The following is a 20,044-nucleotide window of genomic DNA, read 5'->3' on the forward strand; positions in this document are numbered from 1 at the left end:
CATGCATATTATCAAGGATTTAGGGTGCCTGTTGAGGGAGTAGAGTATATTAACATTGTGGTGGGATTAATTTCATTCATTGATATTATATTTTCAATATTTGGTTCTATTGCAATATACTGGTTATTGACAAAAAATTATAACATGGTCAAAGGTGTATTAGAGGAAGATAGCCATAGAAGTCAAAAGCAAAAAAACTTAAGAGCCACAATTATTTTAATATCAGCAACAATGTTTTCATGTCTTGTATTTGGCTTTTCCGAGTCTAGCATTATCATAACGAATACAATATTTTGCATTATAGCAATTACTGTAATCTATTTTTTAAGAACTGAAGTAAAACGGAAAATTGGAGCAATGATAGCTGTCTTGCTAGGAATTATTATCATCATCTGCTCTCTTTTTTACCAACCCTTATACACAAATTTCTTAAGAACTATCAAGTACGGCGGCGAAATACTGATAGAAATTCAATACCGAAAAGCGGATAATACTGAGGCTAATCTAAGGGGGAAATTACTCATTAGGACTCAAAAAAGCATTACTATCAAAAATGAGAAAACACTCAGCCAAGAAGAAGTGCCAATGAATAGAGTTTCAAAGATTACTTTCTTGAAGGATACAATAACCAAAAGTGATGGGGAACTTGTAAAAGTTCAATACTTGAAAGCTGATAAGACCGATGCTAATTTGATAGGATACTTGCTCGCCAGAACACAAAAAAGCATTATCATCAAAAATAGGAAAACCTCTCACAAGGAAGAAATACTTATAAGTAGAGTATCAAAGATTGTTTTTTTGAAGGATAAAACAATCAAGAAAGTAAAAAGATCAAAGAAATCTAAATAATTTACTCCTGCGCAAAAATACTGCGTACATTCATTCTAACATTGAAGTTTTACAGCAATCAAACCTAAAAACTTACATGGAATTGATAAAAAAAGACATTATCCCATCCTTGCAAAAAGTTGTAAAACTTATGGAGCCCTCTTGTTTTACTATTAAATGTAACAAACACTACCTAGATAGCAAAACCTTAACAATCAAAAAAGAAAGCAGGGAATATGGTTTTGAACTAGAACCATCAGCAGTAAATGATTTAGAAGCATTTCCTTTTTCGCCTGACACTGTAATTGAACTATTCAATGAAAATTCTACGCTTTTTTTTCAAGGGGAAAAGTTATTTTTAAATAAAATCAGTCACGATACAAATCTCAATGAGATAGGTTCAGGAAGTCTTTCAGAACTTACCACAACATCAAGTGCAAAGTCTTTTGATGATAAATACCTGAGACAGGTAATTCCTGTTGGAGAAAAAAATAAGGCGCCTGACTTGACAGATTTTGAGATCAGAGGGTATGTTACTCCTCAAAACTTACAAACCTTTCTTGTTTGCTGCTCTGTATCTAATGAGAAGTTTCATATTTATACACATAAGCTTAACAAGCAGGAGTTTTTAGTCATAGACTGTCTTAATAAAACCAGTATTGACATATTCAAGCAGAAGTGTTATTGTATACTATTGGCACTTGGTTTTATTACTGGACAGCTCACATTAAATGAAACCTATATCTTGTCTTTTGAAGATGAGGCTATGCAAGCTCCTTTGAATATCAAATATAGTTCGTCTAGCCCTTCCATTAGTACTAAAACATCTGTTTTTGAAAGTTATATTTATACCCATAATACGAATTCAAAAGAAGAGATAAAGGGCGATAGCGAAAATAAAAAAGAAGATGGGAAAAAGTATATTTTTCGTTTTCCTGAACAGGTATTTTCTAACCTTGTTACTCTCTTTTTTAATCACGACGAATTGGAAAGAGCAGCTATTTTACTTATACACGGAAACTCCATAACTCTCGAATTGGCTCTGCCAGGCTATTATGTTGCTATTGAAGCTATCGCACAATACTTCAAAAAGAATGTTTTTACCAATAAACAAGATAGTACTCCCATCAAAGACAAAAAAATAGCTAGGGAACTAAGACAAAAAATGTTGGAAATAGCGAAAGAAATAAAAACAGAAAGTAAGTTAGGTGATGGAGAATTTGATTTAAAAACTATTGAGGCTAAAATTAATGATATGAACAAGCTTACCAATAGAGCTGCCCTCTCCAAACCTTTTGAGCATTTTGGTTATACACTTTTAGTAGGGGAACAACCTACATTAACAGAAAGAAACACGTATTTACATGGCAGGTATCATGGGAATAGTAGTAGCCCTGTAAGACTAAAAGAATCAATCCACTTGGAAGCACGACTAAATTTTATGATTGATTTTTTGCTCTTAAAATTAGCAGGGTTTTCTGGTAAGGTCATCAACCATGCCAAACGTTGGTCAGAAACAACCAGTAAAGCATCAAATGAAGATGAGTTTATTGATATTTAGCTGTAATTAGTTTTGAATATGTTTATTTCTAATAGCACTTAACCTAAACTTTACAAATGATTTACTTAACCTTTGACAGCAATATTTGGATCTATTCATTGGATGATTCCTGGAAAGCAGAAAATCTTCTGGTAGATTATTTAGATACTTGGGTAAAAAGTGGTCAGGTCAAACTTTTGCTTCCCTCAATAATACTAGATGAGTGGAAGAAGAACAAAGAAAGAATGATAGCAGAACGAGAAAAGAAATTGAAAGCTTTTTTTGAGACAGCAGATGAAATATTACCAACCGCTTTTTTTGCCGATTACAAAACCATAAGTGTTCAAAAAGCTATTATTTCAAATCAAGTCGATAGCATTGAGCAATTACTACAATCTGCAGAAATAATACCTCAAAGTCAAAAAGTAAAAGATCAAATCATTGACTGGGGAATTGCCAAGAAAGCTCCTATGCACAAAAAAACAAGTGTAGCTGATGCAATGATCATATTGTCGCTTTTTGATTATGCCAAAAACAAAAAAGGAAATGACTATTATTTTGTTTCTGAAAATAAAGATGATTTTTTTGAAAAAGGAAAGCAAAAAATTCACCCAGATTTGGCTCCTTATTTTGAGGAATTGAACATAAAGGCGTATTCAAAACTAAAGCATTTTATCCACAATATAAAAACCTTTTACAACCTCCCAGAAAACAATGAGCTCAAACAAAAGCAAAGATTAAAAAATAAGCTCAAAGCTAGAGTATATAACCCCGAATATTACAGCATAGAGGTAGAACATGAAAGCGATTTTGCTGCTAATAACAGTACTTTAGATCATATATTAGCTTATGAAAAACCTACCAAAGAGCAGATGATCTTTGCATTAGCCTTGATTGATTCAGGTGTAGCCTATGAAAAACATTTTTACCACAATCTAAAGAAACCTTCTTGGTTAAAAATCCTTCAAAAGAAAGGTGTTTTTCATCACTCGAATATTCCAGAAAAAGGTTCTAGGAAAGATGACAGGTGGTTTCCTGTGTGGTACTTATTATATTTAGCTAAACAAGCTGCTCAAGGTAAACTTGATGAAGAGGTTATTGATACTATCCTGAAAATAATACAAACGGTCTCCAACAAAGCAAAACCTGATGCCAGTACTTGGACTTGGGGGTGTTTTTTGGACATATTGAAAGACTTGCCCAATAAAAAAGTTACAATTGAGTTATTAGAGTTTATTCCTTTTTGGTTTGCGGTTGAAGCAAAACCTGATACAAGACCTCATGTACTTTGTTCAAAGCTTTTACCTAAGTTTTTGCCTAAAACTCCTACCAAAAATGACATAGAAAAAGCCAAATATATTTTAAAGTTTTTATTGTCCATATACCTCACCTCTGATGCTAACCCTATGTATGTACAATATTATATAAAAGTTGCTGTACATAGTTTGGTGAAGCTTTTTTTAGATGATGCTTTACGATCAAGGATAACCGAACATTGTTTTGATGACTTAATAATTGATCTGGCAGATAATTTAAAGAAGCTACGTTTTTTTTCACCAGAAGGAATTACATTTACTCTCAACCTTAATGGAGGTAAAGAATACGAGGTGAAAGCTTTTATAAAAGAGCTTGATCTTGAATTACAAGTGACTCGAGATGACGACCCTGACTCTTCAGATGTTTCTTGTAATATTCGCAACTTTGAGAATCTTAACATCGCACAAACAAAACAAACAATAATCAATACACTTGCAAAAAAAGGAATTAGCTATATCCCTTCAGAAGGAAACGAAGATAGCCTGAACGATTTTGTAGAACAACTATTCGAAGGCACATACTTTTACTTACTAACTGATATTGCGCCATTTACTACTAATGAAGAGAATTACGAAAACAAAGATTTTGATAAAGCACTTGCCTCCATATTCAAAAAACTATTAAACGAAAAAACAAAGCAGGCACCAGCAGATGCCTTGTTACTACTAGAAATATTTGCCCTTAACAGGTATTATAGAGTACCATTTTTTCGCAAAACAGTGCTTGAAGTAATTGGAGAAAACTATAGCCATACCAAGCAATTATTTTGGAATTTAATTGGAAATAATGATCCACATCAACTATTGTCAAAATATCACTATGAAAAAATAATCTATGATTTATTAGATAAGAATAGTGATGAACTATCAAATGACGAAGTTTTCAGGCTAAAAGAAATCATAGAACAAGGACCACAAGGTGATCGACCAGATAAAAACCTTGATTATATAAATGACTGGAAGCTACGGTGGTACTCTTCACTACGAAATTTGCCCTTAGCAAAAGAGGTTTACGAAAAACTATCTCAGGAACAGGGCAAAACCCACAAAGATTTTGAAAACAAAAGCAAGGTCACTTATAGAGTTGGACATACGTCACCTCTCTCAATAGAAGAACTACAAGCAAAAAGCAACAACGAAATAGTAGAGTATATTAGGTCTTTTAAGCAACACGAAGACAAACATGATTGGGATAGCCCCTCGATAATTGGTTTGTCTGAAAATCTTAAAGAAATGATATTTGCTGACCCTCAAAATATTACGTCTGAAATTCACCTATATCTTGGACTTCCATATACTTATATCTATCATATTTTAAGCGGTTTACGAGAAGCCTGGCGAAATAAAATGTCATTTGATTGGCAAAAGGTTTTAATATTTTGCAAAAACTATTTGAATCAAGTTGGTTTTTATGAGGGTGAATATCAAATTGAAAATAATCGTGTCAGTTACGAATGGGTTGTAAGGACTATTAGTGACTTACTATCCGAAGGCATGCAATCAGATGAGCATGCATTTGGTTTAGAACTATTACCATTGGCAAAAGAAATTATTTTGGTTTTAGCCAACAATATCAAGCCAGTTAACGAAGGTGATTTTGAAAGAACTAAGATGGTTTATGAACATTATGTATTAAACTCAAACGCTGGAAAGTTCTTGATGATGACTTTAAATTATTCTTTAAGAAGAGCAAGAAACCTAGACAATAATAAGGATATAAAGTGGGAAAAGGATATAACGACTGTATTTGAAGCAGCATTAGAAAAAAACATAGTTGATGCATATATTATTATTGGTTGGCATTATCAGCAGTTCTACTATCTAAATCAGGATTGGCTGAAAGGTAAGGTACAACAGTTTTACACCTTAGGTGAGTATGTTTGGCATCCATTTATGGGTGGAATATTTGTTTCTCCACCACCACCTAATGATGAGATGTATCATTTATTCTATCCACATTATGAAAGAGCAATTAATGAGCATATAGACATCAAACATCGCTCTAACAGCAATGGATATATTCACCACATTGTGGCTTTTTACTTTTGGGATTACGAGAGTATTGCCGATGAAAGAATTATTGCTTTATTTTTACAAAAAGCCAAGCCAACACTACATAACGAGTTTATAGATTTTATTGGTAGACAAAAAAAATACTACCAAAGCCTTCAAAAAGAGGATGCAGAAGCATTTGAACAAAAAATTTATCAAGTATGGTCTTTTTTGACTCTGAAGTACAAAGAGACACAAGAGAAAGAGGAGTTAGAGTTGTTGGGCAACCTTGTGAAATTAATAGAATATGTTCCTGAACTAACCCCTGAATATACCAATTTAATTTTAAAGTCCAGCGAAAAAATTGATGACCAGTTTTCAACATTTTGGCTAATAAAAGGGCTCAGATTTTTAATGACAAAAGGAAACCCATCAACTGTAGCAGGCCAAATTGGGCGTATTTTCAACTCAATAGCTATGAATGCCTATATTTCAGAAGAATCTGAGTTAAATATTAAGGACTTAATGATCTTTTTATATGAAAATGGGCAGAAAACAGCAGCAAACGTAGTATGTGATAAATTGCTTAAAAATGGGTATAAGTTTTTAGTAAGTACTTATAAAAAATATAATCAAGATATAATAGGCTAATAATCTCTACTTTATCATTCCAACCTCCAATACTCCCACATCTCCTCCAACCTTTGCCCACTGGCAAAAAAGCGGTTATTAAACATGTGGATGTAGCTACCAAGCAGCGAACGGAGTTGAGCCTCACTTGCCCCGTGTTGTTGCAGGTTGGCTTTTATTTGTTGGGCGAGTGGTTTTTCCTGGTCAGTAAGCTGGATAAATGCCCACTGGTGCTGCATGTTGAAGTCTTCGGGCAATGTGTGCTTTGCCAGTGCTTTTTTGAGGAGTTGTGCCTGGGGGTGGGCATCAAAGCCAAACTCCCGGCTAAAATTTGCCCTACCTTGATGAATAATCTTCTCACGGGTTTCTTTGGGCAAATCAAACGCATCCAATAAAGCTTTGAGGCGTTTGATGGCAAGCGCCGATTTGAGTGCATCGGTGGCAGTTTCGTCCTGAGTGAGTAGTTCTAAAGTATGTCCTACAAATTCACTGTCCAGGGCAAACCATTTTTCGCTTAACTCCATATTATAAGGCAAGTAGCGACTGAGTTCACGTTGGTAGGTATCAGGCAAATAGTGGATAATCTTTCCCTGTTGCTTTAGAGCCATCAACTTTTGCGAAAATGCTTGCACTATCTCGCCAAATTCTTCGGGATAATGGTTGATGTGCAGCCTCCAGCGCAAATGGGGACCGTAGGCCTCCGGATCGGTATACCGAATAAAAAACCACTGATCGATGTGCCCTGAATCTCTCAAATCTTTGCTGAGCGGGTGCAGGTCTTCCGCAATAAGCCGATCGCTGCCCAGGGTACCCAGGTAAACTTTAAAATAGACCCACTCGCTGCCAAAAGCAAAGTTTTTTTGTATACTTTGAGGCAGGGTTTGGGCAGCAAGTGCAGGGGCTTGCTTGCGGCTTGGTGGGGCCGTACTGGTGATCGGGAAAATCATTTCGTTGCTATAGGATTGGCTTGGAACGTGCTCTTCTATTACTTCTTCTAGAACAACTTCTTTACTTGCAAACACCTTTTGCAAAAACACCCCCAGGCTCAAAGGATTGGTAAAATCAATGTAGAGTTTATTGTCTGACTCTACCAAAAGTACCTGATGTGGCAAGCGCAATTGTTGTTTCAGTCTTTCTATTTTGTGTGTCCAGATACTAATGGTGGTATACAGGTCTTCCTTTTTCTCTAATTGAACTGCTTCTAATAGCTGACGACTCACCCGCCACTGCCTGGGTGATAAAATCAAGCTGTCATCATAGACCAGGCGGGGCAAATAACTCCTTTGCTGCCAGCGCTGCGCCCTAAAAAACGGGGGCAACTGGCGGTACTCTTGTTGGTATTGCAAATCACACAAAAACTTATAGAGCGGGTGGGCATTGTGGGCGTAGTTATGGGCATTGCTCATCCGGGGCACTACTTGTTTGCCCAGGCGCCGCGAGTGCAATACCAAACGTTTGCCGTCAGGCATACTTAGGCATAGGTCAGTCACGGGTATTTGGTGAACGTCGTTGGTATTGGCACCGCCCAAGGCAATGCTATACGCACGCAACCGGGGGCGAATGATTACATTGCCCACCCGTTGCCCTGGCAAATGGTCTACCTCGGCGTATACCAAGTGGTCATTATCAGGTTCTACCTGAGCAATGGTAGCACTGAGTTGCTGCTGGAGTAAGGGGCTGCCATAACAAAACCTGCCTAAGAGGTTGCCCACCACGGGACCACTGGCTTGGTACAACTGAAAACGAAAATTACGCGGGTTATCCTGTTTGGGGTTGTGTTCCAGGTCATCGGGTGCCTGGTAAAGCAGCTTACCCATCGCCACCATTGCCGGAGGCAAAGACCTTGGTTTTTCTTTGGTTGGTAACTGGCTTGCCTTCAGACTTTGTACTTCGCCTTTGCTCAAATGTATTGCAGGTGCCCCGGTTTGTAAAGCCTCTACATATTTTTGTTCCAGCAAGGCATCCAGCGCTGAGGTCTGTCCTGCCTTTGGGTCAGCAACTTGGGGCATTGTTCCACCTTCGCCAACCACTACACCCAACTCCTGCAAATAGGTAGGTAGCGTTGCTACCCGTTTGCCATAAGGATAACCCACCCCTGTTACCTCGTCCATTGCCAACAGCAAGGGCACGGCTTCGTTTTCGTAACGCTTAAAAAAAGCCTGGGCAAAGGTACTTAAGTCTGCTTTTGTTGTGGGCACCTCACCTACAGTGTCTATCAAAGTGGCTATTTGACGTACCAGGTGGCGGGGAACGGTTTTGCTTAGTGCTTGCCCATTTTCATCCCTAAAAGCATTTACCTGGATGAGTTCTTTTTTAGAAGTCTTGTTTTCATTGCTACCATCATCAGTTTCTTCTTTGGTTTGCTGAGCAAAAGGCTGTTCGCTCAGATAGCCTGCCAATTGTTGATAAAGCCCCAGGCTTTGAGCAGGGTCAGGCGTGGCATCAATCAGCGCCAGCTGCCTACGAATATGATTGATGATGGCGAGGTAGCCTTGGGCAGCAGGCATTTGAGCTATGCTGGCGTGCAATTGTTCCAGGTACTCTTCACCATTCAGACTGGGATACAGTTCAGAAATAAGCAAATGATGGTTAATCAAATACTCCACAAACTCACGGCAATCTGCCTCGGTGAGTTCGGGGCCTGTCATCAGGTGGGCAATCATTTCGTGCCTGTGCATGCCTCCCGCCTGGCGGCAAGTGGTAAACAGCTCCCAGGCTACCTCATGGTATTCCTTCGATGAGGCAACGTGTTGCAAGGTTTGCTCATCAAAGAAAGAACACAGCATATCATCGCCATTGCGGTACAGCGTATTGTTAGGAAAGTAACGCAATTGCTCCCTTACCTCTGTATCTGCCTCTAGTGCCGCCCTGAGCCTTAGTAAATACACCATATCCAGCCTTGACGAGGTGCGCATGGGACCAAGCCCATCCAGTGCCAGGTTGCTGTGTCTTTGCAAACGAAACTCGCCCACGGTAACCGCAGCAAATGTACCAAAAGGGGTACAACGATAAGCCGCCCTTGCCAAAAACATCCACAGCTTTTGGCTGAGTTGTTGCAAATCTTTGCGTTGCTTTTTATTGGGTACAGGCAGTGCTGCCAAAGTGTGCCAACGATCTAACTGAGCAAACAAATCGGGGGAGGCAATGTACAAGGCTTGTTGCAAGGCTGGCAGCCTATAAGCCGCTTGTAGGTGTTGGCGTACCTGCCCTGTGCCTTGGGCAACTCCCACCGGAGGCTCCAGGTAGCTGCGCTCCAGCAATGGAGTACGCAGTACATAAAAATCACCTGGTTCGAATGTATTCATTGGTTAATTTTTTAGTCAGTAGTCTCTACAGCCTCAAGTCCTTAGATGCCGATGAATATCGGTGCTATTAGCTTGAGGCTGGTTTATAAGCCTGTTGTCGATTCTATAAGTTTTGATTTTTAGAAGTTTATAAAATCGACAGATAGTAGACCATAGTCGCTTTTCGCCCATTCGTAATTAGCTTACGCAGAGCTCCCTACGGTCGGTTCGTAATTGTTTAACTCGTAATTGAAAAATTCGTAATTAAAAAGCTAGGCTTTCTTCACCGCCTCCAACAGCTCCAGTCGGCGTAGTTTGCAGGCCAGCGTAGACACCGACCTGTTATTGGTGTTGAGTATTTTAGCAGTTTCTATGGGTGCCATCCCCAGTTTAATACAGTACCCTATTTGCCACATCAACTTGGTGATTTTTCCCTGAGCGAGCACTTCGGCTATTGCGGTTACAAACTCAGGATAAAGTGTTTGTACCCTTTGTTGCACGGCGGCAAACTTGCCCTTGGCGTAGATTTCAGCCTCTACCAAAGTTTTGGCTTGTTCTACCTCATTTTTTTCCAGTGCCTCTTTTATTTCATAAAGCCTGATAACACTATCCGTCCACTCATGGATAGGTGTGTATGCGTTTAAAGACATATTTTTTCCCTCTTTATTTTATAGTGATAGTTACGTTGTATGATGGTTGAGCAAGTCCAATTCGTAATTCCCAAAGCTATGCTTTCTTGATAGGGTCTAATATTCCTAGCCGACGTAGGTTAGAGCCATGCGTAGATACTGAACGATTGTTGGTTGGGAGTACCTCGGCTACTTCGGCGGGCAACATGCCTAACTTGAGGCAGTAGCCTACTTGCCATACTAGTTTGGTTATTTTTTTGTCTATCAATGCCTGGTCAATACGTTCCGTAAAATCTGGATACTCTTGACGAACCTTCTCTCTGATAATCACAAACTCATCTACTCCACTGATGGCTTGCTTAAGTATTTTTTGAGCTTCATCACTACCTTCTTTGGCAAGGGTGTTACGCACCTGCTGGAGCTTGTTGGCAGTTTCGGTGGCTTCTTGCAGATAAATTTTTACTTTTTCGTCTTTTTCTCTCTGTATTCGCTCGTTGGCTTGTTTGAGTTCATCATTGGTCACTTGTAACATATCAGCCTGTTGGCTAATTTCTTCTTTTTGGGCAAGTATTTCCTGAGTGCGTTCATCTACTACTTGTTCCAGGTGTTGATTACGCAGGTAGAGCTGGCGACTACGGTAACGGCTATAGCCATAACTGCCCCCAATGAGCAAAGCAAGCCCGACCAGTACATACAGAGCATAAGCCCAGATAGTGCGGTGCCAGGGAGGTAGTATAGTAAAGGTGTAACTGTCTACTGAGCTAATGGTGCCATAGATGTTTTTACAACGTACCCTAAAGGTATAAGTACCTTCGCGTAAGTGGGTATACTCTTTCTTTTGCTCAGTGCTCCAGCCCGACCAGCCCTCGTCAAGCCCAATGAGCTGGTAACTGTACAAGTTTCGTTCATACGCCGCCCAGCTATCGCTGGCGTAGGTAAAGGTGAGGGTGTTGTGCTGATATGCCAATGTAGGTGCTGGTGGCTGTACTGCATTACCATAATAAATGATAGAATCTACTAATATGTTCTTTCGTCGAGTAGTATCAGTATGCTTTGTTTTAATTTGTACACTTCGTATGTAGGTTTTGAAAGCATAGTCAACATCTATTTTCTTGTTGGGATCATATTCTATGATATGGTCATTGGCAACAAGCTCGTAGGTGTTTTGTGGGGTCTGGGTAATGCTTGACAAAAGGCATTTGTCTAGTCTCTTAAAAGGCTTATTATGCCATTGATAAGCACCTTTGGCATTTTTTATTAGATGCCCAGGAATGTTTTTGCCGTTGTATTCGCCAATGTACAGGGGTACAACAAAAAAACTATCAATGCTATTACAGTATACGTATGTAAAGTTTACATTATAATCCCCTTTTTTATTTCTGGAAATCCCTATTATATTCTTAGACAGATGAATAGTCTTATTTTCGTTTTGTTCCTTGATCAGGTAAATGCCTTTTGCATTGTTGATCACTAAGCCATCAGAAGTCTTGAAAAACTCGAAGTCGTAGGCTGTTCTATTAGGGAATTTTAGCCGTGATACATTAACAATGCTATCCCCTTTGTTATTTAATGTTATTCTATACGCTTCGTCTTCAGTAGAATAATATATTTTATTATTAAAAATAATGGTTCTCAATGCTAAGCCTGGTACGCTCATTTCTTTAACTACTTTCTGCCTGGCATTTAACAATAGCACTCTGCCTTCTATAAATAACAAGTTATTTTGTCCTTTTGAGCTATAGTTTAAAATTATATAGCATTCTGCATTGTATATTTTATTTAGCTCATCATCTTTGAACAAATACAAGCCTTTAGTTGTACAGAAGTAAATATTGCTTCTTACCTTCACTATGTTGTGAATAAGTCCAAGTTTTTTAAATAACTTAGATTTGCCTTTTTTCCTGACTTCCACATCTATGTTGTTACGCTTGATATCGAAAGTCATATCATCAATATGGTATTGTTTGAATGTGTTGGTATGATTAGTACGAGCTTTGAAAACTATATTGGTTTCTATAAAAAAAATACCATCATAAGAAGAAACCCAAAAATTACCTTGTTTGTCAATGTCAAAATTAGTTAACCTGGCTTTCTTGAATTGTTTTAGAAATATGACTTTATTTTGTTTCAGATCATAGATTGCTATTTTTTTGTGGCTTTTTATAAAAAGTTTCCCTGCTCTATGTTTGATCCGGAAACCATAAGTACCTTGAAACATGACTGATAAAGTGTCATTTTTCCTAAACAGATGTCTTTTGCCCGAAAGGTAAAAATCCCCACTTTTGCTAATCAACAATTTTTGGTGGGGACTTAGCTCAAAAAATTTCGCGGCATTGTATTTTTTTAAAAAATAATGTTTCGTGGAGGTTTGCCATTGGTTGTTTTGTAATACAAGTACTTGGTTATTGGGACCCTTTGATACAATTTGTTGTCCTATTACAAAATATTCATATCTATATTTTTTACTTAAATCAATATTGTTTTTTATAACTTTTAAAGTATTGTCTTGGTGATTATATACCACAAACCCTTTTCTCCCAAAAAAATAAGTACTTGAGTTTAATTGTAAAATACGTACCACATGAGAACCAATAATGGAGTCGTTCAATTGCTTTGAAGCAAGGCTTGTGTATTGAAACTGATCGTTTTGGTAAGATAAAAAACCAAAATTACCTCTACTTGCGATTAAGTAACTACCTTGATGGTATTTATTTTTTTGAAGAATGTATAGCATATATATCTTCTTCTTACCATCATATATTTCATTCCGTTTCCAAGTTACTCCATCAAAGGTTTCTATCCCAAATAAGGTAGCAGATAAAACCTTGCTATTGTGATCTATAACAAGGGTATTATGCCTTTCTGATGATACGTTGGTTTTTAAATCAAATTTCTTGGTAAATAAACTATTGCTTTGGGCTATTGCTGAAAAGATACTGGATGTTAAAATTAGTAGATTGAGGAGAAAAAGCTTTATGGTCATATCAATGCGTTATTTTAGTTTTCTTAATGCTTTTTTCCATTTGTAAAACCTTAGGTTTATTTTACCAGTACTACTGAAATAGTTTAATGAGCTTACAAATCTTTGATTAACAATATGTTCTGGTGTGCCCCTATCCCCGCTTGAATTTGTCATTACTATGATGCCAAACGGTACATCTTTTCTTACAAAAAATAGAGACTGATATTCTGCTATGTATCCTGAATGCCCTAGCTTCTCCGAGTGGACGCTACCGTGATTTTTCACATACATCAACCCAAATGCTCTTAAAATGATGGCTCCTTTAAGTTTTACCTGAACAGATGATCTCATACTGGGTTTATTTACATCCAAGTCATAATAATATTTTTTGATTGTATCCCATTTCAAAACTTTGTCATACTTTTTTAGATATTGCTTCTTTGTTCTGAATCTTAAGAAGTTCATAAATTTTAGCATATCCCGTATAGTGGCTTTTACTCCTCCATTGCCTTCGTGAATACCTTGGCTTCGGTCAAACTCAATGGTTTGGGTTGAATCTTTAGTGGTTAAATAGCTGTTGCCTAAATACTTTTCTAGTCTTTTTGGGGTTTTGCCATAGTGCGCTGTTTTCATTCCCAATGGCTTAAATATGTTGTTTTTAATATAGTCAGTAAATTTCTGTTGGGTAACTTTTTCTATCAGAATACCTAATAAAGAGTACCCTCCATTATTGTAAGCATATTTGGCACCTGGTTTTCTTTTCAGCTTGAGGTGCTTAAACAAAGGGCTGGTCATTTCCCAGGAGTTTTTTACTTTCACATTGGGGTATTTTTTATCCAGAGCCTCTTGTATATGCTTCCAGGTCAAACCACTGGTATGATTAATAAGGTGGTAAACACGTACACTGTCAAAACCACCAAAATCTTTAGAGGTATTTCTTAGCTCAGGAATGAATTTAGTAACAGGATCATCTATTTTTAGTTTGCCTCTTTCCATGAGTTGCAATATTGCTACAGAAGTAAACATTTTTGATACAGAACCCCACATGTGGATAGTCTTATCATTCATTTTGAATTTGGCTTCTCGGCTGGCATATCCATTTTTTTTAGTCGATATGGTTTTCCCATCATAAACTAATGCTGCATAAAATCCAAAATCAGGAAAAATCTCTTTCATCTTTTTCTGAAATGTATCCAGTTTATTCCATTCTTTGAGCAGCTCTTTTTTGGTGGGCTTTGAGATTTTTTTTTGCGCAAATACTTGCAAGGATATACTTATGGAAGTAATTAATACTAAAGTTGTTTTTCGTATCATTTGAATGTTATTATAAAAATAGCTTAAACCATTCACTGTCTAGTTCTTTGCTTGTTTCATACAAGTAGTATGTATGAAGAACAAGGGCTTGCCCCGTTGCTCCTATCAATATTCCAGGGTCGTGTAACCATCGAATGCTTTTGTCTTTTTCCAATATGCCATAGGGCAAACCTATGTCACTACTGTTTTGTAATGAATTATTAATTAACTCCAGCCAATATGAGTAAGCAGTCTTTAGTTTGTTGCTACCTGTTCTTTTGTACAAAATGTAAAAAATAAAAAATAGACCAAAAGTTCCGTGACAAAAACAAGCATCTGTTGAATGAGCATCTTGAATAATGGTTGAATCTTGTTTTTTGATTTGTGCAAGGGTTTCGGCTATTTGGATTCCTTCATTTAATAACCTACTATCATTTAGTGCTTTGCCGGATTTAATTAATGCAATGGCAATTCCTAAATCACCGTGACACCAAGCCAATGAAAAGTTTTTCTTTTTGCCTTCCTGATTACCAATAAAAACTTTCGTGGGAAATAGTAGTTTTGAATCTCTGGTTGTTATTTTTTGCATAAGTAACCAGTTACTTGCACTTATTATTAGTGAGTTGGCGGTTTGCTTTACCGAAGTACTTACAATATCTGTCTCTATAACCTTTGCCAAATACCAAATAATGCTTGAAACTCCATGAGCCATTCCTGTGATTACATGATCTCTAAAAGGAGCCATCCAATAAGTGGTGTTATCAGCTTTATTTTGTATGGAAGTTTGGTGCAAGTAATTTATGCTATCGGTGATTACTGGCATAATGTCAGGATGCCTAGAGGGATTAAAGTTTTGAATATCGAGCAATACGATCATTTTGCCGATTAATCCATGCATTAAGTCATAGTTCCCCCTTTTTTTATCTTGTTCGATGGTTGCCAAAATAGCTTTTTTAAGTTTTGGTAAATATTCCTCAACTTCTTCATTCTCAAAAAACCTAATATCCACAAGGTACTGTAACATCCACGCAACACCAGATATACCAGAAAGGGAGGAGCTATAGGATAAGGAAGTCACATTATTTAACGCCTCACTTACAAGATTATAAGTGTATTCTCGGTACTCATTTTGCTTTGTGTGTTGATAAAGTAAAGCGTAATGTATAGCCATACCTGTTACTCCTGTATAAAGACTTGATGCTTCCTTAAAGTCCCATTCTCGATCCATTACTTGCTGAGATATTTGTTGGACTTTGTAAGCTATATTCTGTAATGTCATTGCATACTATCCTTATATATAAAAGAAGTTAATAAAGAAAGAGATGCGCATTCACTAGCTCCGTGCTCTATAGTTAAAATGTGAATACGCATACCTATTAAGCCAAAATTTTGTAGGTAAAAAACATGAGTCTACTAATCAGGTACGCAACCATCTGCTCCATGTGACTGATTAGTAGCTTCACTTTTCCCTGCGTTTTGCGTAGGACAATCTGCTCCAGTCCCACCACCAATCAAAAAACTTTTTTCTTTCTCTGACAAAGTCAGTCCTTTACTCCAATTTTCTTTAATGGTTAGTTTGTTTTTCTTCTTGTTATTCATAATACTAAAATTTAAAAAATGTAATTTATTGTAGTTGAATGTGTAACAACTATACCACCTGACTGGCGGCTCTTGTCTTTGTTATTGACGATGCAATATTACGCGTTAATGCAAGTCAAAGCCAAGTTTCACATGTCAAGATGTGCAAATAAGGGGTAAAAAGCTTTTTAAAATACTACAACAACTAGTTATTTTTATATTTAACAGTTTGGTTTCTGAAAGTAGATGAATAAAAATAAAGTGTTTTTATGAACTGTTTTTTTGTATTATTTCTACACTTATTCTTTACAGTCATACTGAACGCAGGTGAAGTAGCTGGCGTTAGTTTCACACCAGTTCCCTCACACGTTCGGGAAGACTTAAGTACTGGTCATACTGAACGCAGGTAATCTCAGATGATACAGGTTTAGGGCTTTTGCCCGTTAATTAGGATCATGATAAATATTAGTATTTACCTCTACCCATTGCGCCTTGCGTGCCCTTGGGCTTACCTTAAGCTTATCGCCTAACCTAGCCTCCAGCGCTTTGAGCAATACCGCATATTGTGCCTCGCTCAGTTGCACCAGGTAGGGCACCGTTTCGTCAGCTAAGCATAAGGTCAGGGTAGGCAATTCCTGCCCTCGTTGGGTAAGCCTTGCCTCGTTGATGTGGTGCCAGTAAAACAGTTCGTAGTCTATGCTGATGCCTTCAGAACGCAGCACAAACCGATGACTTGTGCGCCCCGAATGCCAGACCGCAAAAATAGCGCATACCACCCCCAGGGCAAGTATCCACCAGGCATCGTATTGCCAGCCATCCAGGTTATCGGTGTACAAACTCAGCAGCCAAAGTGCACCGGGTACCATAGACAAACCCAGTAACATCCAAATGATTTGTTTCCAAATATTGTATTTGAGTACAGTTTCTTGTTCCATTATTATAGTTTTTTGCGATGTTTTACCTCTTCAACGCCTTGTTCGTCACCTCCAGCAATTCGTGGTAATAATAGTCGAGCATTACCTCAAACACTTTGGCAGAAGTGCCACTGTAGGCTTCAGTATTTCTAGTACAAATAATACCAAAATTGCCCTTGGGGTGCCAAAACATGTACGAAATATAGTGGTACTGTCCACCAGTATGTCCTAGCTGTACGCTTTGGTTGCTCTTAACTTGATTAGCGTGAAAACCCGCCACCCTAGACTGCGTATATATCCAATTCTCAGACTTTAGGCGCAAACTATCCGCATTGTAGGTAGGGGTTTGTTTGGCAAAACCAGGTACACTAAAATACTTTTTCACGGTGGCAGGTTTCAGTACTTGGGCGTGGCGTTGGCGTTCGGCTTTGCCAGTGGCAGTTTGGCTATAAAAATTCATCCATTTCACCATATCGCTCACTGTAGCTTTAAGCCCCCCGTTGGCTTCTTCAAAACATTGGTCATGGGTAGGTTTGTAGCGTTTGGCTTTACCATTGCCTTGTTCCTCGTAACAGGCTGCCATGCGGCGACGGTGCCCGGTAGTAGTGGGACTGCTAAAAAAAGCATCTTGCATGTTCAGCGGTTCAAAAATGTACTTTTTCACATAATCTTTAAACTTCATTCCACTTGCTTTCTCTATTACCATGCCCAAGTAAGAGTAACCCCAGTTAGAGTAGCGGTACTTTTTGCCTGGTTTGCCCTTAAACTTAAACAAGTGCTTGTATTTCATCCAGTCTTCAAAACAATGGGTGTTTTGGTAAGGGTAGTTGGGGTTCAGTTTGAGCACTGTGTCGTAAATAGCATCACGGCGAAAATGTGCCGAATGGGTAATAAGGTGGTGTAGCTTTACCTCGTGAAAACTCGATTTACCCTCAGGGTCTTTTACTGTACCCAAGGCGGGTATGTACTTTGTAACAGGGTCAGAGAGCTTAAGTTTGCCTTGTTCGGCAAGCTGCAAAATGGCGGTGGCAGTAAAAGTTTTAGACACTGATGCCCATTGATGAATTTGCCGGGCATTGATTTTTCTCTTTGCCTCCCGGTCGGCATAGCCCAGTTGTAAGTCATCGTATAGTTTGCCATCCATTACCAGGCTCAGGCTTGCCCCATACTTGAGCCCTTGCTGTTGGTGGTACTTGCTCAAGGCTTGCTTGACTACTTTCCACGACTTTAGCAGGTTTTTTCTTATCTCTTTGGCACTTACTTCATCATAGTTTTTACCATAAGTGTTCAATCCCTTCTCTCTAAAGGGAGCTTGGTCTATAGGCTTGCCATCTATATATAACCTCAAATCATCAATCCAAATTTGTCCTTTACCTACCACAAGTCCACCTACCACTATTTGTTCGGCTTTGGCAAACAAAGGCAGTTGAATGCTGTATTCTTTCCAGTCATTGGTTCCAGTTATTTTCTGACTTCTCAGGTTGTCAAAAGCTACCGAATGGTTTTTGCCATCTATGCGCATCCATAGCCCGGCAAAACCACTTTTTGCTACATTTTTGGTTTTCATATAGCCTTTTAGTTCTACTACCTGCCCACGATACTTTAGCGGGAGGGCGTACCTACAGGCACCAAAACGAGCATTGAAAGCATCAATAAACAGCGAATACTTGCCCTGCTTTACTATTTGCGAGTCAAGCCGTGCCGCATACCCCCTGGCTCGCTTATTAACACGCCACCCTTTAGGCAGTTTGGTTTGGGCATTGAGTTGCTCCATGTCCAAATTATAGCTTTGCTTCGTTTGAGCACGTGCTGCACCCACCCACAACATAAGGGCAAGGCTGCATAAAAATAGTCTATTGATCATTGTATTGAGTTATTATAAAATAATTGCTTGGTGAAAATGTTGGTTTCAGTCAGAAGGCTGAAACCAGTGTAATGTGTTTGGCTACCATTGCTGCTTATTCAATTCCCAGCTGTTTCAGCTTCTTTTTAATCATATAGATTTGCCCCAAGTGGTTGGCTTGATGTTCCATTACATGAAACCAGGCAAAGTGATTGTTCATCTCTCCATCGTTCCAAGTCTTGGCAAGCCAATTATCATTCAAGGGTTTAAATTTCTCGAGTGTTTTTTGTCTTACTTCATCACAAATATTGAGGTAATAACCAATGCTTTTGCCCTTAAATGTTTTGCTACCTTTTGCCCCCAGGCTAGATGCAGCCGTCCATTTTAACAACTCTTCTTTATTGAATTCCCGGTTTTCAAAAGTGGCTACCTGATAATAGGCTTCAGTCGCAGCCAAATGGATAATCAATGCCCCAATAGAGTTAGACCGTTCATCTTCTTGCCAGTCAATTTGTTTTTGACTTAAGTTTTTTACCGCAGAGGCTACTCTGGAACTTAAGTTGTTCAGCATAGTTATGAGCGTACCTATTTGTGGGGCATAGCCTTTGATAGAACCAATCAGGTAATTGGTAAACCTGATCCCTTTGCCTTCTATTAACAAAGCATATTTACCCTGGCGTTTTTCTGTCTCTGACGAGCTAATTGTATATTCTTTGACCCTTACTTTTTTCTCTTCTTTTGTTCCTTCGAACCACTGAGGAATGGCATTAGAGGTAACCTTGTTGTCAAAACTGGCATTTGGGATAAATATTTTTTGATACTCTCCCTGGGCATTTTCTACCAACACCTCAAAATTATCGAAGTAAAACTTTCCATTCCCTATACACACACCTCCAAAATAAATCTTGTCTGAGCTTGGGTCTATTTCAGCTTCTACCATATAGGTACGCCATTTATTCAACCTAATCTTTCGGTCTCTCATATTATCGAAATAGGCTATTTTCTTCTCCTTTTTTTGGACACGTACCCAAATACCTGCCCAACTCTTCTCAGACTCAGGCACTACTTTTACTTGCCCGGTTACGCGAAACTTAACCTTGCCTTTTTCAGTTGAACCTTTTGCCGGATATCCGAAAGCTCACAAACTGAGCGAAAGAAGTCCAGTCTGTGACATTTCCTTGTTTGGCAAACCCGCTCAGACTAGACAATAGTTAAAAAAAGCTACATAATCTCAT

Annotated in this window: 12 protein-coding genes; 3 read left to right on the plus strand and 9 right to left on the minus strand. The window is 38.4% G+C overall.

Features of this window, described 5'->3' with window-relative positions; genetic code table 11:
* The 3 genes from M23134_RS35930 to M23134_RS35940 form a co-directional block, all read left to right on the plus strand.
* Positions 1-849 (plus strand): hypothetical protein (locus M23134_RS35930; protein WP_002705584.1); only part of this gene is annotated, 849 nt, incomplete at its 5' end.
* Positions 850-925: 76 nt separating this feature from the next.
* Entirely contained in the window at positions 926-2,389 is a 1,464-nt protein-coding gene (locus tag M23134_RS35935; protein ID WP_002705585.1) for a hypothetical protein, read from the plus strand.
* 56 nt (positions 2,390-2,445) lie between these two features.
* A complete protein-coding gene (locus M23134_RS35940; protein ID WP_002705586.1) occupies positions 2,446-6,327 on the plus strand; it encodes a PIN domain-containing protein in 3,882 nt (1,293 codons plus the stop codon).
* 14 nt (positions 6,328-6,341) lie between these two features.
* Here the strand turns inward: M23134_RS35940 and M23134_RS35945 are convergent, their stop codons facing one another.
* The 9 genes from M23134_RS35945 to M23134_RS40705 form a co-directional block, all read right to left on the minus strand.
* Positions 6,342-9,611 carry a lantibiotic dehydratase gene (locus M23134_RS35945; RefSeq protein ID WP_002705587.1) on the minus strand — a complete coding sequence of 1,090 codons (3,270 nt, stop codon included), beginning with the start codon at positions 9,609-9,611 and terminating at the stop codon, positions 6,342-6,344.
* Between the two features lie 251 nt (positions 9,612-9,862).
* Positions 9,863-10,240: a hypothetical protein gene (locus M23134_RS35950; protein WP_002705588.1), complete on the minus strand. Its 378-nt coding sequence runs from the start codon at positions 10,238-10,240 to the stop codon at positions 9,863-9,865.
* A 76-nt stretch (positions 10,241-10,316) separates the two neighbouring features.
* Positions 10,317-13,202 (minus strand): triple tyrosine motif-containing protein, encoded by a 2,886-nt coding sequence (locus M23134_RS35955; RefSeq protein ID WP_002705589.1) that lies wholly within the window; start codon positions 13,200-13,202, stop codon positions 10,317-10,319.
* 9 nt (positions 13,203-13,211) lie between these two features.
* Positions 13,212-14,495: a serine hydrolase domain-containing protein gene (locus tag M23134_RS35960; protein WP_075164114.1), complete on the minus strand. Its 1,284-nt coding sequence runs from the start codon at positions 14,493-14,495 to the stop codon at positions 13,212-13,214.
* A gap of 10 nt (positions 14,496-14,505) precedes the next feature.
* Positions 14,506-15,753 (minus strand): lanthionine synthetase LanC family protein, encoded by a 1,248-nt coding sequence (locus M23134_RS35965; protein ID WP_045115014.1) that lies wholly within the window; start codon positions 15,751-15,753, stop codon positions 14,506-14,508.
* A 134-nt stretch (positions 15,754-15,887) separates the two neighbouring features.
* Complete coding sequence (locus M23134_RS35970; protein ID WP_002705592.1) at positions 15,888-16,073, minus strand: hypothetical protein; 186 nt, start codon at positions 16,071-16,073, stop codon at positions 15,888-15,890.
* A 422-nt stretch (positions 16,074-16,495) separates the two neighbouring features.
* On the minus strand, positions 16,496-16,987 hold the full coding sequence (locus M23134_RS35975) for a hypothetical protein (RefSeq protein WP_002705594.1): 492 nt from the start codon (positions 16,985-16,987) through the stop codon (positions 16,496-16,498).
* Positions 16,988-17,009: 22 nt separating this feature from the next.
* On the minus strand, positions 17,010-18,830 hold the full coding sequence (locus M23134_RS35980) for a serine hydrolase domain-containing protein (protein ID WP_002705596.1): 1,821 nt from the start codon (positions 18,828-18,830) through the stop codon (positions 17,010-17,012).
* Positions 18,831-18,924: 94 nt separating this feature from the next.
* Positions 18,925-19,872, minus strand: coding sequence for a DinB family protein (locus M23134_RS40705; protein WP_002705598.1), 948 nt, complete (start codon positions 19,870-19,872; stop codon positions 18,925-18,927).
* Positions 19,873-20,044 lie beyond the last annotated feature (172 nt).

This window comes from Microscilla marina ATCC 23134, assembly GCF_000169175.1.
Lineage (GTDB): Bacteria > Bacteroidota > Bacteroidia > Cytophagales > Microscillaceae > Microscilla > Microscilla marina.

What these genes read in the sequence shown, in the direction of transcription:
- M23134_RS35945 (WP_002705587.1), bottom strand. Translation starts at nt 9,611, where the DNA reads ATGAATACATTCGAACCAGGTGATTTTTATGTACTGCGTACTCCATTG.
- M23134_RS35965 (WP_045115014.1), bottom strand. Translation starts at nt 15,753, where the DNA reads ATGACATTACAGAATATAGCTTACAAAGTCCAACAAATATCTCAGCAA.
- M23134_RS35970 (WP_002705592.1), bottom strand. Translation starts at nt 16,073, where the DNA reads ATGAATAACAAGAAGAAAAACAAACTAACCATTAAAGAAAATTGGAGT.
- M23134_RS35935 (WP_002705585.1), top strand. Translation starts at nt 926, where the DNA reads ATGGAATTGATAAAAAAAGACATTATCCCATCCTTGCAAAAAGTTGTA.
- M23134_RS35975 (WP_002705594.1), bottom strand. Translation starts at nt 16,987, where the DNA reads ATGGAACAAGAAACTGTACTCAAATACAATATTTGGAAACAAATCATT.
- M23134_RS35940 (WP_002705586.1), top strand. Translation starts at nt 2,446, where the DNA reads ATGATTTACTTAACCTTTGACAGCAATATTTGGATCTATTCATTGGAT.
- M23134_RS35960 (WP_075164114.1), bottom strand. Translation starts at nt 14,495, where the DNA reads ATGATACGAAAAACAACTTTAGTATTAATTACTTCCATAAGTATATCC.
- M23134_RS35980 (WP_002705596.1), bottom strand. Translation starts at nt 18,830, where the DNA reads ATGATCAATAGACTATTTTTATGCAGCCTTGCCCTTATGTTGTGGGTG.
- M23134_RS35950 (WP_002705588.1), bottom strand. Translation starts at nt 10,240, where the DNA reads ATGTCTTTAAACGCATACACACCTATCCATGAGTGGACGGATAGTGTT.
- M23134_RS35955 (WP_002705589.1), bottom strand. Translation starts at nt 13,202, where the DNA reads ATGACCATAAAGCTTTTTCTCCTCAATCTACTAATTTTAACATCCAGT.